At 65.8% G+C, this 14,731-nt stretch carries 11 protein-coding genes; 8 read left to right on the forward strand and 3 right to left on the reverse strand.

Features of this window, described 5'->3' with window-relative positions; translation table 11 throughout:
- Positions 1-4 precede the first annotated feature (4 nt).
- The 3 genes from ABDB87_RS04500 to hemC are packed head-to-tail and all read right to left on the reverse strand — an operon-like array spanning position 5 to position 2,911.
- Positions 5-1,120 (reverse strand): uroporphyrinogen-III C-methyltransferase, encoded by a 1,116-nt coding sequence (locus ABDB87_RS04500; protein WP_345924444.1) that lies wholly within the window; start codon positions 1,118-1,120, stop codon positions 5-7.
- Positions 1,121-1,139: 19 nt separating this feature from the next.
- On the reverse strand, positions 1,140-1,955 hold the full coding sequence (locus ABDB87_RS04505) for a uroporphyrinogen-III synthase (protein WP_345924446.1): 816 nt from the start codon (positions 1,953-1,955) through the stop codon (positions 1,140-1,142).
- Positions 1,952-2,911: a hydroxymethylbilane synthase gene (gene hemC / locus ABDB87_RS04510; protein WP_385918129.1), complete on the reverse strand. Its 960-nt coding sequence runs from the start codon at positions 2,909-2,911 to the stop codon at positions 1,952-1,954. Before hemC ends, ABDB87_RS04505 begins: the two co-directional genes overlap by 4 nt.
- Positions 2,912-3,031: 120 nt before the next feature.
- On the opposite strand from hemC, the gene ppc reads away from it, so the two are divergent.
- The 8 genes from ppc to ABDB87_RS04550 all read left to right on the forward strand — a co-directional run bounded on the left by ppc (position 3,032) and on the right by ABDB87_RS04550 (position 14,637).
- The gene (ppc, locus tag ABDB87_RS04515; protein ID WP_345924450.1) at positions 3,032-5,803 is read left to right on the forward strand and encodes a phosphoenolpyruvate carboxylase; all 2,772 of its coding nucleotides are present in this window, start codon (positions 3,032-3,034) and stop codon (positions 5,801-5,803) included.
- A gap of 210 nt (positions 5,804-6,013) precedes the next feature.
- Entirely contained in the window at positions 6,014-7,159 is a 1,146-nt protein-coding gene (locus ABDB87_RS04520) for a type IV pilus twitching motility protein PilT (protein WP_345924452.1), read from the forward strand.
- 49 nt (positions 7,160-7,208) lie between these two features.
- Entirely contained in the window at positions 7,209-8,585 is a 1,377-nt protein-coding gene (gene rsmB, locus ABDB87_RS04525; protein ID WP_345924454.1) for a 16S rRNA (cytosine(967)-C(5))-methyltransferase RsmB, read from the forward strand.
- A 73-nt stretch (positions 8,586-8,658) separates the two neighbouring features.
- Positions 8,659-9,192 carry a DUF4390 domain-containing protein gene (locus ABDB87_RS04530; RefSeq protein WP_345924456.1) on the forward strand — a complete coding sequence of 178 codons (534 nt, stop codon included), beginning with the start codon at positions 8,659-8,661 and terminating at the stop codon, positions 9,190-9,192.
- Positions 9,189-11,327 (forward strand): sensor histidine kinase, encoded by a 2,139-nt coding sequence (locus tag ABDB87_RS04535; RefSeq protein ID WP_345924458.1) that lies wholly within the window; start codon positions 9,189-9,191, stop codon positions 11,325-11,327. The genes ABDB87_RS04530 and ABDB87_RS04535 overlap by 4 nt, the downstream gene beginning before the upstream one ends.
- A gap of 25 nt (positions 11,328-11,352) precedes the next feature.
- Positions 11,353-12,591, forward strand: coding sequence for a sigma-54-dependent transcriptional regulator (locus ABDB87_RS04540; RefSeq protein WP_345924460.1), 1,239 nt, complete (start codon positions 11,353-11,355; stop codon positions 12,589-12,591).
- Between the two features lie 158 nt (positions 12,592-12,749).
- Positions 12,750-13,721 (forward strand): tRNA 2-thiocytidine(32) synthetase TtcA, encoded by a 972-nt coding sequence (ttcA, locus tag ABDB87_RS04545; protein ID WP_345924462.1) that lies wholly within the window; start codon positions 12,750-12,752, stop codon positions 13,719-13,721.
- Positions 13,699-14,637, forward strand: a complete 939-nt coding sequence (locus ABDB87_RS04550; RefSeq protein ID WP_345924464.1) for an FHA domain-containing protein — start codon at positions 13,699-13,701, stop codon at positions 14,635-14,637. The genes ttcA and ABDB87_RS04550 overlap by 23 nt, the downstream gene beginning before the upstream one ends.
- The last annotated feature ends 94 nt before the right edge of the window (positions 14,638-14,731 follow it).

Here is a 14,731-nt window from a genome sequence, read left to right on the forward strand (position 1 = left end):
GACCTCAGCGCTTGACGACCGGCTTCACGTTGCGCAGGGCGGCCTGGGCTTCGTCGAAGTTCGGCAGGTCGGCGTCCAGACGGATGCGCGACATCGCATCGAGCTCGTCAAGCGTGCTTCGCACCATCGGCGCCGCCGGGTCGAAGTAGCGCTGCACCCAGGTGCGCGCCTGCAGCACGTCATCGGCAAACATGCGGTTTTCACGCTGCAGCAGGGCGATACGCGCGGAAAGCAGGCGCAGCCGCAGATTGCTGCGCAGATAGGAGGCCTGCTCCGGTGCCAGCAGGGCCGGGTCCGGCTGATCGAGCCGCTCGATGCGGACCAGGCTGCGGAACTCGTGCCACAGGTCATCGACCAGACGGGCCAGCACGCCAGGCGAGGGCAGCGGCGCATCAGCCGGAGCACTCGCCGCCGACTGGCTCGCGGCCGCGGCGGACACGGCCTTTTTCTTCGAGGCAACGGAAGAAGAGGCGGCCGCGCGGGCCGGCGCCGGCAGCGTGCGCTCGAAGCCGAGCGGCAAGGTGTCGACGCGACCGATCAGGGATTCAAGCTGCAGCGCCATGCGCGGCACGTCGGCCAGCGGCAGGGTCTTGATGCGCTCGATGTCGCGCGCCAGGAGCTTGCGCACCGGCAGGTAGCGGGTGGCATCCAGCAGCGCGAGGCGGGAGTCGGCGGATTGCAGGGCCGTCAGCGCGGCGGAAACATTCCCGGCCAGCAGCAGTTGCTGGCTGGCGATCTCGATCGACTGACCGATCTCGTTGACCATGCGCTCGTCCCGGGCGCGCGCAAACTCGGCGTGCAGGTTGTCAATCGACGCGAACTGGGTCTGGGCTTCATGCAACTGGGTTTCGAGCGTCGCCATGCGTGCCTGCAGCGCCTCGATGCTGGCCTGGCGCTGGGCCGCCAGGGCGCCGGCCTCCAGCGCGGCCTTGTCGCTGTCGGCCACGCGATGGTCGAACTCGCTGCGCAGCGCGGCGATGTCCTGACGGGAGTCATAGGCCTGCCAGGCGACGACGGCCAGCAAGGCGAGCGCGGCAGTCGTGAAGATGCGGTTCCAGCGCGGCCCCGTCCGGTACTGGACTTCCGGCAAGGGAGTCAGAGCTTGCTTGTCGTTTTCCATGGTGTGCAATGTTACCCGATCAGTCCCTTGTTCTGGGCGCACCGCCCGGGGCCGGCTGCCCTGGCGCGAAATGCCCGAGCAGCGCCGCGACGATGCCTTCATCCCCCGGTTCGCTCTGTACCGCCTGCCCTGCACCGGCCTCGACCAGTGCGCTCACGATGCGCGGATGGGGCGCAAAACAGGGCCTCGCCGCGAGCAGCGCCCGCCCGGCCTCGCCGGTGATTTCAAGAAAGAAGCGCAGGCCTTCGCTGGCCGAAAACACCAGCGCATCGAGTTCGCCCCGCGCTGCCCGGGCAAGCAAACCAGCCGGATCCAGCGCAGCCTTGCTCCGTTGATAGACGCAGATCTGCTCCAGCGCCGCGCCGCGCTCACCGATCGTGCGGGCCAGCAGATCCCGCCCGCCCTCGCCCTTGAGAATCAGGACGCGCCGGCCTGCGAGCTGCTCGGCCGAGAATTCGGGCAGGGCCAGTACCGCCTCGCTGTCAAACCCCGACTGCGGCACGATGATCCGCGGCCAGCCCTGCGCCGTCAGCGCCCGGGCACTTGCCGGACCGACTGCTGCCACGCGCAGCTGATCCGGCCAGTCAGCGCGCGGCCGGATGCGGAAGGCTTGCTCGACGGCATTGGCCGAGACGAAGAAGGCCATGTCGAACGCGGCAAGATCCGCAGCCACCAAGGGCGCAGGATCCGCGGCATCGATCGCGATGACGGGGAAATTGATGACTTCGGCCCCCTGCGCCTCGAGCCTGGCCATCAGACCGGCAGCCTGCCCGGCCGGCCGGGTCGTGACGATGCAGCACCCGGTCAGCGGACCGGCTGCTGCAGGCTGACTCACGCCTGCGCCCTCAGGCTGGCGAGAATGGCGTCGGCGCCCTGGGCGAGCAGATCCTGCGCCAGTCGCGCGCCCAGTGCCGCGGCGTCCTCCCGGAAGGCAGAACCTTCGCTGCGCACGACCCGGCTGCCGTCAGGCGTGGCAACAAAGGCGCGCATCGCCAGACGGCCGTCAGCCGCCGGCTCGCAGAACGCACCGATCGGTACGTCACACCCGCCTTGCAGGGCAAGGGTCAGCGCCCGCTCGGCCGCCACACAGGCGGTGGTCAGCGGATCCACCAGCGGCGCCAGCCACGCCGCCACCTCGGGCCGGTCTGCCCGTGCCTCGATGCCGAGTGCCCCCTGCCCGGCCGCCGGCAGACTGTCCTCCGGCGGCAGGATGCTGCGAATGCGCGACGCCAGACCGAGCCGGCGCAGCCCTGCTGCGGCAAGGATGATCGCGTCGTACTGACCTTCGTCGAGCTTCTTCAGGCGAGTGTCGAGATTGCCACGCAAGGGCTGCACGCCCAGATACGGATGCTGCGCATGCAGCTGTGCCTCGCGGCGCAGGCTGGACGTTCCGACAACCGCCCCGGGTGGCATGTCGGCCAGGCTTTCATAGCGGTTCGAAACGAAGGCGTCGAAGGGGGTTTCACGTTCCAGTGTGGCGATCAGCGCGAAGCCTTCAGGCATCTGGGCCGGCACATCCTTCATGGAGTGCACCGCAATGTCCGCCCTGCCGTCTTCAAGCGCGGTTTCCAGTTCCTTCACGAAAAGCCCCTTGCCGCCCACCTTGGACAGCGAGCGGTCAAGAATCTGGTCGCCGCGGGTGGTCATGCCGAGCAACTGCACCTCGCACCCCGGCCAGCAGTGTTCGAGCCGCGCTTTCACATGTTCGGCCTGCCAGAGCGCAAGGCGGCTCTCCCGGGTGGCAATGACGATCCGGCTCGGCGGACGCTGCTTTTCTGAGGACATGGGCATACAGGAAACGGAATGTCTCTTGCTTGAGAACGGGGCGAAGGATGTTAGCACGCCCGCCCGGGCAGCCCGCCGGACTGCTATATTCGCAACTCCCCGGAGACCAAGCCCCCACAAGCCAGCATGAACGATCATCAAGCCTCTCTGACCGAACAGGACAAGGACACCCCTCTGCGCGAAGACATCCGGATGCTGGGTCGCATCCTGGGCCAGACCGTCCGCGCCCAGGAAGGCGATGCGGTATTCGAGCTCATCGAACGCATCCGCCAGACTTCGGTCCGCTTCCACCGCGACGACGATCTGGCCGCGCGTCGCGAGCTCGAAGCCATGCTCAAGGAAGTGGCGCACGAAAACACGCTCAATGTGGTGCGCGCCTTCAGCTATTTCTCGCAACTGTCGAACATCGCCGAAGACGAACACCACATCCGCCGCTCGCGTGCCCACCTGTGCGCGGGCTCTGCACCACGCGAGGGCAGCATGGCCCATGCGCTGGCGCTGGCGGACAAGGCCGGCATTGATGACCAGCGCCTGCGTGCCTTCTTCAACACCGCCATGATCCGGCCGGTGCTGACCGCCCACCCGACCGAAGTCCAGCGCAAGAGCATCCTCAACTGCCAGCTGCGGATCGCCCAGTTGCTCGACGAGCGCGACCGCGTCCAGCTCACGCCGGAGGAGCAGCACGAAAACGAGGTCGCACTGCGCCGCGAAGTGCTGCTGCTGTGGGAAACGCGCATGCTGCGGCTGACCAAGCTGTCGGTAGTCGATGAGATCGCCAACGGCCTGTCTTTCTACGATTACACCTTCCTGCGCGAACTGCCGCGGTTCTATGCTCGGCTGGAAGATCGCCTGTCTTCCCGTACCGGCGCGGGCAGCCATGTCGACCTGCCCTCCTTCCTGCGCATGGGCAGCTGGATCGGCGGCGACCGCGACGGCAACCCCTTCGTGACCGCCGACATCCTGCGCCGCGCGCTGCAGCTGCAGTCCCAGGTCGCCTTCAATTTCTACATCGAGGAAACCAGCCGTCTGGCGACCCGCCTCTCGCTCTCGAGCGGGCTGGTCAACGTGAGCCCCGAGCTGGTCGCGCTGGCCGAGCAGTCGCCCTACCGCACCCCGCACACCGAGGACGAGCCCTATCGCCGCGCGATGCGGGGCGTCAATGCGCGCCTGTGGGCCACGGCCGTCAAGCTGGGCCTGCGTCCCACCGGCCGCCAGCCGGTGTCGGAGGCCAGCGCCTACCCGGACGCAGCTTCCTTCCGCGCCGATCTGGACGTCATCCACGACTCGCTGCTCAAGCACTGCTCGCCCGAGCTCGCTCACGGCAAGCTGCGTGAGCTGCAGCGCGCCGCCTCGGTCTTCGGCTTCCACCTGGCCAGCATCGACGTTCGCCAGAATTCCGATGTGCACGAGCGCTCCGTTGCCGAGCTGCTCGAGGCCGCCCACCCGGGCACGAAGTATCTCGAGAAGGACGAGGAAGGCCGCATCGCGATCCTGCTGAAGGAGCTGGCCACGCCGCGTCCGCTCTCTTCGCCGAGCGTGCAGTATTCCGAGGAAACCACCGGCGAGCTGGCGATCTTCCGCCAGATCGCCGAGGCCCACCGCATCTACGGCAAGGACTGCGTCCAGAACGCGATCATCTCCAAGACCGACGGCGTCTCCGACATGCTGGAGCTGGCCGTCCTGCTCAAGGAAGTCGGCCTGCTGCGCCCGCATGAAGCGAAGCTGGATGTGAACATCATCCCGCTGTTCGAAACCATCGGTGACCTGCAGAACGCCTCGGGCATCATGGACCGCATCCTGTCGATTCCGCTCTACCGCCAGCTAGTCAGCTCGCGCGAAGAAGCCCAGGAATGCATGCTGGGTTATTCCGACTCGAACAAGGACGGCGGCTTCCTGACCTCGGGCTGGGAGCTCTACAAGGCCGAGATCCAGCTCATCGAAGTCTTCCGCAAGCACGGCGTGCGCCTGCGCCTGTTCCACGGTCGCGGCGGCTCGGTCGGGCGCGGCGGCGGCCCCAGCTACCAGGCCATCCTGGCGCAGCCGGGTGGTGCCGTGCAAGGCCAGATCCGGCTCACCGAGCAGGGCGAAGTCATCGCCTCCAAATATTCCAATCCGGAAGTCGGCCGGCGCAATCTCGAAGTGCTGGCCGCCGCCACCCTCGAAGCCACGCTGCTCTCGCACCCGGAAGCCGCGCCGCGCGCGGAATACCTTGAAACCATGGACGAGCTCTCGGATGCGGCCTTCAAGGCCTATCGCGGGCTGGTCTATGAAACACCCGGTTTCGAAACCTATTTCTGGGAATCCACCGTGATCTCGGAAATCGCCAACCTCAACATCGGTTCGCGTCCGGCCTCGCGCAAGAAGAGCACCGCCATCGAGGATCTGCGTGCGATTCCCTGGGTGTTCTCCTGGGCGCAGTCGCGCGTGATGCTGCCGGGCTGGTATGGCTTCGGCAGCGCGGTGAAGAGCTATCTCGCCCGCCACGGCGAGGACGGCATGAAGCGCCTGCAGTGCATGCATCGCGAATGGAGCTTCTTCGCCACCCAGCTCGCCAACATGGACATGGTGCTCTCCAAGAGCGATCTGGCGATTGCCTCGCGCTATGCCGACCTGGTTCAGGATGCCGGCCTGCGCGACGCCATCTTCACCCGCATCAAGGCCGAGTGGGAGGCCACGCTGGAAGTGCTGCTGGCCATTACCGGGCAGAAGGAGCTGCTCGACGGCAATCCGCTGCTGGCCCGCTCGATCCGCAACCGCCTGCCCTATCTGAACCCGCTCAACCATGTTCAGGTCGAGCTGCTGCAGCGCTACCGCGATGGAGACAAGGATGACCGCGTGCGCCGTGGCATCCTGCTGTCGATCAACGGCGTGGCAGCAGGCCTGCGCAACAGCGGCTGAGGCCAGCCGGCGCAAGGCTGCGGAGCCCGCCCTGACCGAAAGGAAAGGCGGGCTCCGTCGCTTTCTGCCTATGGCCAAAGTAATATGTAAAAACTTGTCGGCGAAATGCCGCACCCGGTCTCCGGACTCCTCACGCCCGTCTCCGTTCGCTTGCTATTTGATGCCGTCCGGGCAAGGATTCCGACCGGACAAACCCGGCCGGAGCGCTTGATGGACCACGCCCAACACTCACTGATCGAAACCCTGTCGCTTGGCGACAACCCCAGCTTCCCCAGCTCAGGCACCCTCATCGAGCAGATTCTCAGCCTGCTCAATTCGGACATCGTTTTTTCCGACATCATCATTCACCAGAACAGCCCGGTGATGCTGCGCCAGCCCAAGCGCCTGGTGGCCGTCTCCGACGTGCCGGTCACCGGCCAGGAACTGGAAGAATTCTTCGAAGTGATCGAGCCTGCCTGGGAAGACCGCATCCAGGAACGCGCCTTTGACCGCGCCAAGGATCTCTACAGCGCCCGCCTGCGCGTGAACTGCTTCACCTTCCATGGCCGCAAGCGCCTGGGCTGCGTCATCCGCCGTTTCCCGGCAGAGCCGCTGTCGCTCGCCACGCTGGGCCTGCGCCCCAACGCCCAGGCCTTCGCCCGCCTCACCAGCGGCCTCGTCCTGCTGGTCGGCGACACCTGCCAGGGCAAGTCGACCACCATCTCCTCGATCCTGGACGACATCAACAAACGCCGCTCGGGCCACATCATCACCATCGAGGATCCGGTCGAAACCCTGATTCCGCAACGCAAGAGCATCATCACCCAGCGCGAGGTCGGCACCGATGGCGACGTGGCGAGCTACTACCTCGGCGCACTCGACGCGCTGCGCGAACGGCCGGACGTGATCCTGATCGGCGAGATCCGTGACGCCGAGACTGCCCGCGAAGCGCTGGCGCTCTCGGAAGCCGGCCCGCTGGTGTTCGCCACCCTGCACGCCCGCTCCACCGAGCTGGGCCTGCAGAAGATGCTGCGCCTGCTCGGCAACTCCGACACCCAGGCCCAAACGCTCGCCAGCAGCCTGCGCGGCGTGCTCTGCCAGGCCCTGCTGCCAGCCGTGGACGGCGACAGCTACCTGCTGGCAACCGAATGCCTCACGGTCAATGCCGAAGTCGCGCACCTCATCGAAACCAGCAATTTCTCGGGCATCCGCACACTGCTGGATGTGATGACGCTCGACAGCAGCTCGGGCTCGCACAGCATGAACGACGACCTGATGCGCCTCATCCGCGCGGGTGCTGTCGGTCTGGAAGACGCCCGCCGCGCCAGCACCGATCCGCTGAAGTTCGCCGCCATGATCGCCAGCCTCAAGCGCTGAGCACCGTTCAGCCCGGGGCGGCGGCGCCGCCAGGCCTTACAATGCGGGGATGAAACCCCAAGCACCGAACCGTCGCCCGCCCAGAGCGGGCGACGCCTCGCGCCCGCGAGTCCCTCACCGCAGCCCCACGCTGCCTCCCCTGCCTGCCGGAAGCCTCGGCGAAGCCCTGCTCGTCGCCAGCGACGGTCTGGCAGCCGTCCTCAAGGGCTATGCGCTCAATGATGGCCTGCTGGGGCTCTGGAAAACCTGGCCGGATCTGACTCCCGCCACCCGAGGCGCCGTTCAGGATCTGCTCTATGGCACGCTGCGCGACTACGGCCGCGGCCAGCACATCCTGGCAGGGCTGCTCAGCAAACCGCTGGAAGAACTCCGCATTGAAGCCCTGCTGCTGATCGCCCTGCACCGCCTGGAAGCCCGCCCGGAAACCGCGCACACGGTTGTCGACCAGGCGGTGGAGGCGGCTGCGCGCCTCGCCGAAGGACGCCTCAAGGCGCTCGTCAACGGCGTGCTGCGCAACGCCCTGCGCCAGTGGGACGCACTGATGCGCGATGCCGCAAACGCGCCGGTAGCCCGCTGGCGGCATCCGCAGTGGTGGATCAGTGCGCTGCGCCGGCACTACCCGGACACCTGGGAGTCGGTGCTCGAAGGCAACAACATGCATCCGCCGATGAGCCTGCGCATCAATCCGCGACGCAGCGACGCCGAAGCGTACCGCCACGCCCTCCATGACGAAGGCATGGCCTTCACCGAACTCGGCCCGCTGGCGCTCCAGCTGACCCAGCCCCGCCCGGTTGCCAGCCTGCCCGGCTTCGCCGCCGGCGAGGTGTCCGTACAAGACTGGGGCGCACAGCAGGCGGCCGCCCTGCTGGACCTTCATGACGGCCAGCGCGTGCTCGATGCCTGCGCCGCCCCCGGCGGCAAGACCGCCCACCTGCTGGAGTCCGCAGATCTCGAGTTGCTGGCACTCGAACTCGAGCCACAGCGAACACAGCGAATCCGCGACACCCTCGAAAGACTGGGCCTCGCGGCCGAAATCCGCACGGCAGATTGCCGCGCGATCGGCAGCTGGTGGGACGGCAAAGCCTTCGACCGGATTCTGGCCGACGTTCCCTGTTCAGCCACTGGTGTGGCCCGTCGCCATCCGGACATCAAATGGCTGCGCCGGGAAGAGGACATTGCGGCTTTCGCAACGGTTCAGGCCGAAATTCTGGAGGCGCTGTGGCAAGTTCTGGCGCCTGGCGGAAAAATGCTTTATCTGACTTGTTCGGTCTTCCCGGAAGAGAACGGACGTCAGCTCGCGCGCTTTGCAGCCCGCCACAAGGATTGTCGTCGCACCCGTTTCCCGGACGGCTCCCTCGAAAAACAATGGCTGCCAAGCGCGCTACATGATGGCTTCTACTTTGCCTTGCTGGAGAAAACACCCTGAGGGTCTGCGCGCGCGCCGACTCGGTGTTGTTTTCCGGGCCTGGCTGTACAGCCTTTTCGCCGGACTCGTCCTGATGCTGCTTGCCCCGGCCGCCATGGCCAGCGGCAAGGGGCTCGAGTTCCGCTCGCACGAAATCGTGCCGATCGATCTGCTCTACGTGGTCAATGCCTCGGTCGACATGCCACCGAATGCACGACTGGAGGAAATCCTCGAGAGTGGCGTCTCGATCCCCTTCAAGGCGGAGTTCGTCCTCACCCGCTCGCGCTGGTGGTGGCTGGATGAAACCGTGGAACAACGGAACATCGATTTCCGCCTGTTCTATCACGCGCTGACCCGGCAGTACCGGCTCTCCATCGGCAGCATCCATCGCAGCTTCCGTACCTATGACGAGGCGCTGCGGGCCATGCTTTCAATCCGCAACTGGGCCGTGGCGGACCGCAGCCGGCTGGCTGACGGCGAAACCTACACCGCCGCCCTGCGCTTCAGGCTGGACATGTCCCAGCTCCCCAAGCCTTTCCAGGTCGTGATCTTCGGCAACCGGGATCTCGACCTCACGACAGGCTGGGTACAATGGAATTTTGTCGCTTCCGCCACTGACGCTCGATGAAACGCCTGCTGGTCGTCATCCTGTCGCTGGGCACGATCCTGTTGTTCCTGCTGGCCTCGGCCAGCGCGAACTCCTCGCTATTCGCGCACAACTACCCGCTGCTGCTGGGCCTGAACATCACGCTGGGCATTGCACTGGCCGGCCTGGTCGGGCTGCAGTTGCGCACGCTCTGGCGCGAATACCGCCAGCGGCAGTTCGGCTCCCGACTCAAACTCAAGCTGATTGGCATGTTCCTGCTGCTGGCCATCGGGCCGGGCACGCTGATCTATGTGATTTCGGTGCAGTTCGCCGTCCGCTCCATCGAGTCCTGGTACAACGTCCGGGTCGATTCGGCGCTGGAATCCGGCCTCACGCTGGGTCGCAGCGCCCTCGATGCGCTGGTCGACCAGCTCGGCGAGCGGAGCCGGGGCATCGCTCTGGAGCTCGGTGACAGCGTCACGCCGCCCAGCCTGCCGGCGTTGATCCGCATCCGCGAGCGACTCGGCGCAGACGAAATCACCCTGCTCTCCACCAGCGGCCGCATCGTGACCTCCACCGGCGAAGCCCCGAGCGGCCTCGCGCCCGATATCCTGCCCTCCGCCCAGCTGCGGCAGGCCCGGCAGGGGCGCGGATACCGCGCGGTGGAAGGCGAAGGCGAGAAGCTGGTCATGCGGGTCGTGATTCCGGTGCCGGCGCGCTACTTCCAGGCCGATCCGCTCTTGCTGCAGGTGCGTGCGGCCGTCCCCGCCACGCTGGCGCAGAGCGCCGAAGAAATCCAGGACCTGCACCGCACCTACCAGGAGCTGCTGCTCTCCCGCCAGGGGCTCAAGAGCATTTATCTGGTCACGCTGACACTGGCCCTGCTGCTGGGCATGTCTGCCGCCATGGCGGTGGCCTTCTTCTTCGCCCGCTCGCTCTCCGCGCCGCTGCTGATCCTCGCGGAAGGGACCCAGGCGGTGGCTGCCGGTGATCTCTCCCCCAGACAGGCGCTGCCGGCCCGTGACGAGCTGGGCGTGCTGACACAGTCCTTCAACCGCATGACGCGCCAGCTCCAGGACGCACGTGCCCAGGCCGACCGCAGCCGGGCGGCCGTAGACGCCGCACGGGCCTATCTGGAGAGCGTGCTCAACAACCTGTCCGCCGGCGTGCTGGCCTTCTCAAATACCGGCGAACTGCGTGCGGCCAACCGCGGCGCCACCACCATCCTGCGTGACGATCTGGTCGACTTCGCTTCGCAGCCCCTGGACCAGTGGGAAGGACACCTGCAGTTCCGCGACGCGGTCCTGGGCGGCTTTTCGGAGCATGAGTCCGACTGGCACTCCCAACTCGAGATCGACCATGGCGAGGGCAACATGCAGACCCTGCTGCTGCACGGCTCGCGCCTGCCAGAGGCCACGGACGGTGGCTTCGTGGTGGTGTTCGACGACATCTCCGAACTGATCTCCGCTCAGCGCAACGCGGCCTGGGCCGAAGTCGCCAGACGCCTCGCCCATGAAATCAAGAATCCGCTCACGCCGATCCAGCTCTCGGCCGAGCGCCTGCAGCACAAGCTGAATGACAAGCTGGGCGACACGGATCGCGCCATGCTGACGCGCGCGACCGAAACGATCGTCAACCAGGTCGAGGCGATGAAGAAGCTCGTCAATGGCTTCCGGGATTACGCGCGTCTGCCCTCGCCGCAGCTGGCGTCCCTCGACCTCAATGCCCTGCTGCGCGAAATCCTTGTCCTGTATGAAGCAGCACCGGTGCCGATCCATCACCGGCTGGAGGCCGGACTCCCGCTCGTGATGGGGGATGCCAGTCAGCTCAGGCAGGTGATTCACAATCTGCTACAGAACGCGCAAGACGCCGTTTCCGAGGTTTCAGAGCCCCGTGTTGAGCTGAGTACGCGCACCGATGGCAAGCGCGTGGAACTTGTCGTGCGAGACAGCGGACCGGGCTTCCCGCCTGCGATTCTGGCCAGAGCGATGGAGCCTTATGTGACGACCAAGCCGCGAGGCTCGGGACTGGGTCTTGCCATCGTGCGCAAGATCATCGAGGAACACCGCGGCGAAATCTTTATTGCCAATCATCAGGACGGCGGTGCCGAAATTCGGGTACGGTTGCGGCTCACTGAAACCGCTCCACAAGGAGCGGTTGAGCCGCTGATTAATTGATGGTGCTCTGGTAGTCTTTCCGCATATGGCCAAGATTCTTGTTGTTGACGACGAAATCGGGATCCGCGAACTCCTGCGGGAAATCCTCTGCGACGAAGGTTACGACGTGCTGCTGGCAGAAAATGCCGCCTCGGCCCGCAAGGTCCGCCAGGCGACTCGGCCGGACCTCGTCCTGCTCGACATCTGGATGCCCGACACTGACGGGGTGACCCTGCTCAAGGAGTGGGCCGCATCGGGCCTGCTTTCGATGCCGGTCATCATGATGTCGGGCCACGGCACCATCGATACCGCGATTGAAGCCATACGCTTCGGCGCGCTCGACTTCCTCGAGAAACCCATCGCGCTGCAGAAGCTGCTCGCTGCGGTCAAGCGCGGGCTGCAACGCCAGCCGAGCAAGACGCAGTCGCACCTCACGCTGGGCGCCTTCCAGCGCTCCGCCCCCTTGCGCGACCTGCGCCGACGCCTCGACCAGCTCAACCAGAAGAGCCGGCAGATCCTGCTGCGTGTCGGCGCGGGCTCGCTGGCCGAACTCTGTGGCCGCTCGCTGCAGGCGGCAGGCTCGCCCTGGCTTGATCTGGGCAACCTCACCCAGCCGATCGAAGTCCAGATGCTGGAGTCCGCTCGCGGCGGTCAGCTGTTCGTTGAAGACCTGAGTCAGATTTCCCGCGCACAGCAGAAGAACCTGTCCTTCGTCGTCGACCGGCTGGAAAAATACGACCTCCATCTGCTGGTCGCCTGCTCCGTCAGCGCCGAAGCACTGATCGGCGAAGGATGGGATCCGCTGCTGGTTCGCCGCCTGTTCGAAATCTCGCTGGTGCCGCCTTCGCTGCTGGAGCTCAAGGATGAACTGCCGGAAATGGTCACCCAACTGCTCCAGCACATGACGGAAACCGGCGAAGTCCCGCCCCGCACACTCTCGACCAGCGCGCTCAATGCGCTGCGCAACACGCCCTGGGGCGGCGGCTTCCCGGAGCTCAAGTCGGCCGTCCGCTCGCTGGCGCTGGGCTCGCTCGACAACGAGATCAACGCTGACGAGGTCGTCCGCTTCGTCTCCCGCGCTTCGAACGCCGCACTCGCGCTACCGCTCGATCTGCCGCTGCGCGAAGCCCGGGAAACCTTCGAGCGGATCTACTTCGAGCACCACCTGCAGCTCGAAGACGGCAACATCACGCGCCTGGCCGAAAAGACCGGACTCGAGCGCACGCACCTGTACCGCAAGCTCAAACAGCTCGGCATCCAGGTCGGGCGCCGCAACGAGGCCTGATCGGCCAAACCGACGAGACGCCGGCGCAATCAGCCCGCCGGCGTCGCCTCCCGGCGGCTCATGGCGCATGATCGACGGACCAGAAGACGTCTTTTAACGATTCCGGGTACCGGGCTGGATATAATCGGCTACCGCAATACTGTCAGCATCAAGCAGCCGTGAACACCCTCAGCACGATCGCCGTCGAAGACCTCTCCAACACTGTCCTGCGCCTCAGGAAACGCCTGACGCGCTCCATCGGTCAGGCCATCGCCGACTTCAACATGATCGAAGACGGGGATGTCGTCATGGTCTGCTGCTCCGGCGGCAAGGATTCCTACGCGCTGCTCACGCTCCTGCAGGCAATGCGCGAACGGGCACCGGTCAACTTCCGCCTGATCGCCATGAACCTTGATCAGCGGCAGCCCGGCTTTCCCGCTGACGTACTGCCACGGTATTTCGAGTCGATCGGCGTGGAGTACCGGATCGTCACCGAAGACACCTACTCCATCGTCAAGGAAAAGATTCCCGAGGGCAAAACCACCTGCTCGCTGTGCTCGCGGCTGCGGCGCGGCATCATTTACCGCACGGCGGCAGATCTTGGCGCCACGAAAATCGCGCTGGGTCACCACCGGGAAGACCTCATCGAGACCCTGTTCCTGAACATGTTCTTCGGCGGCAAGATCAAGGCCATGCCGCCCAAGCTTCTCTCCGACGATGGCAAGCACATGGTGATCCGTCCGCTGGCCTACTGCGCCGAAAAGGACGTTGCAAAATACGCACGCGCCATGGATTTCCCGATCATTCCGTGCAACCTCTGCGGCTCCCAGGAGAACGCCCAGCGCAAGATCATCAAGCAGATGCTGGCCGACTGGGAAACCCGCTTCCCGGGCCGTGTCGAATCGATCGCTACCTCGCTGCAGAACGTCGTCCCGAGTCACCTTGCCGATAACGAGCTCTTCGATTTCAGGCGGCTCGCGCGTGGCACGCTGCTTGCTCAGGGAGACATCGCCTTCGATTCACCGAGTCTGGGCACACCGGCAGGTAACGCCGTGGATGGCGTGCCTGTGTTGTGGAACAAGCCGGGCGGCGACCCGCGCAATCAAAACTCTTGGGGACACACGATTCATGACGGATCAACTGAAGTCTGACGCCTGCATCCTGATTGCCGAGATCACGGGTGACGCCCCGCTGCTCGGCAAGCTTGGCGCCATGGAAACGCAGCGCGCGGTGGAGCGCAGCCGCAACCGTGCGGAGCGCGCCATCGGCGCCTGTGATGGCCTCATGCTGGAAGCCCAGGGGCGAGCGCTCGCAGCGCTTTTTGCACGCAGCGAGAACGCCGCCCACGCGGCTTTCGACCTGCGGGACCGCGTCAAGCAACTGCCTCCCGTTTCCGGCGTCATGCTGTCGGTGCGTGCCTCGATTCATTTCGGCCGCCTGGACAGCAGTCAGCAGCCCGTCGAAACCGCCATGAGCCAGGCACGTCAGCTGGTCAGCGCCGCTGCCGCAGGGCAGATCCTGATCAGCCGGGAGGCCGCTGACGCGCTGCCCGCCAGCATTCGCGCCCATCTGGAAGGCTGCGACCTGGAGGCGGCCCCGGGAGCCTTCGTATTCCGTGGCAACACCCTGCCGCAAACGGGCAAGCAGTTGTCCGAGGGAGAAGACGCGGCAAGTGTCGGAAGCGACGCTGGCCAATCGCCCGAGCTACCGCCTCCCGCCAACCAGCCTGCTGCCGCGCGCAGCAGCATGATGCTGCGGCATAACAAGAACATGCTGTCCGTCTCCGACAGCCGCCCCGTCATTCTCGCGGGCCGCGAGGAAGGCAATGATCTCGTCATCGCCGACCGCAGGGCGTCGCGCCACCACGCCCGTATCGAGTGGCGTCAGGGTCGCTATGTCCTGATCGACACGAGCACCAACGGCACGTTCATGACAGACGAAACCGGCAACGAAATCGCCCTCCGGCGGGCTGAGACAGAACTCCCGACGCGGGGCCGCATCGGTTTCGGCTATTCGCCGACCGAAGTCGGCGCCGAAGTGATCTTCTTCGACATCGGCCAGCGCTGACGCGCGCTTCTGGCGCGACAGACCCGGCATGCAGCGCAGCCGGGTCATCCGCCAGCTCTTGAGTTGATTGCAGCGCACACGAGTCCGCGGTCTC

The organism is Uliginosibacterium paludis, from assembly GCF_039631355.1.
In the GTDB taxonomy this organism is placed as follows: Bacteria; Pseudomonadota; Gammaproteobacteria; order Burkholderiales; family Rhodocyclaceae; genus Uliginosibacterium; species Uliginosibacterium paludis.

Excerpts from the sequence above, each read along its gene's own strand:
- ppc (WP_345924450.1), top strand. The coding sequence starts at position 3,032 with ATGAACGATCATCAAGCCTCTCTGACCGAACAGGACAAGGACACCCCT.
- hemC (WP_385918129.1), bottom strand. The coding sequence starts at position 2,911 with ATGCCCATGTCCTCAGAAAAGCAGCGTCCGCCGAGCCGGATCGTCATT.
- ABDB87_RS04540 (WP_345924460.1), top strand. The coding sequence starts at position 11,353 with ATGGCCAAGATTCTTGTTGTTGACGACGAAATCGGGATCCGCGAACTC.
- ABDB87_RS04500 (WP_345924444.1), bottom strand. The coding sequence starts at position 1,120 with ATGGAAAACGACAAGCAAGCTCTGACTCCCTTGCCGGAAGTCCAGTAC.
- ABDB87_RS04530 (WP_345924456.1), top strand. The coding sequence starts at position 8,659 with ATGCTGCTTGCCCCGGCCGCCATGGCCAGCGGCAAGGGGCTCGAGTTC.
- ABDB87_RS04520 (WP_345924452.1), top strand. The coding sequence starts at position 6,014 with ATGGACCACGCCCAACACTCACTGATCGAAACCCTGTCGCTTGGCGAC.
- rsmB (WP_345924454.1), top strand. The coding sequence starts at position 7,209 with ATGAAACCCCAAGCACCGAACCGTCGCCCGCCCAGAGCGGGCGACGCC.
- ABDB87_RS04535 (WP_345924458.1), top strand. The coding sequence starts at position 9,189 with ATGAAACGCCTGCTGGTCGTCATCCTGTCGCTGGGCACGATCCTGTTG.
- ABDB87_RS04550 (WP_345924464.1), top strand. The coding sequence starts at position 13,699 with ATGACGGATCAACTGAAGTCTGACGCCTGCATCCTGATTGCCGAGATC.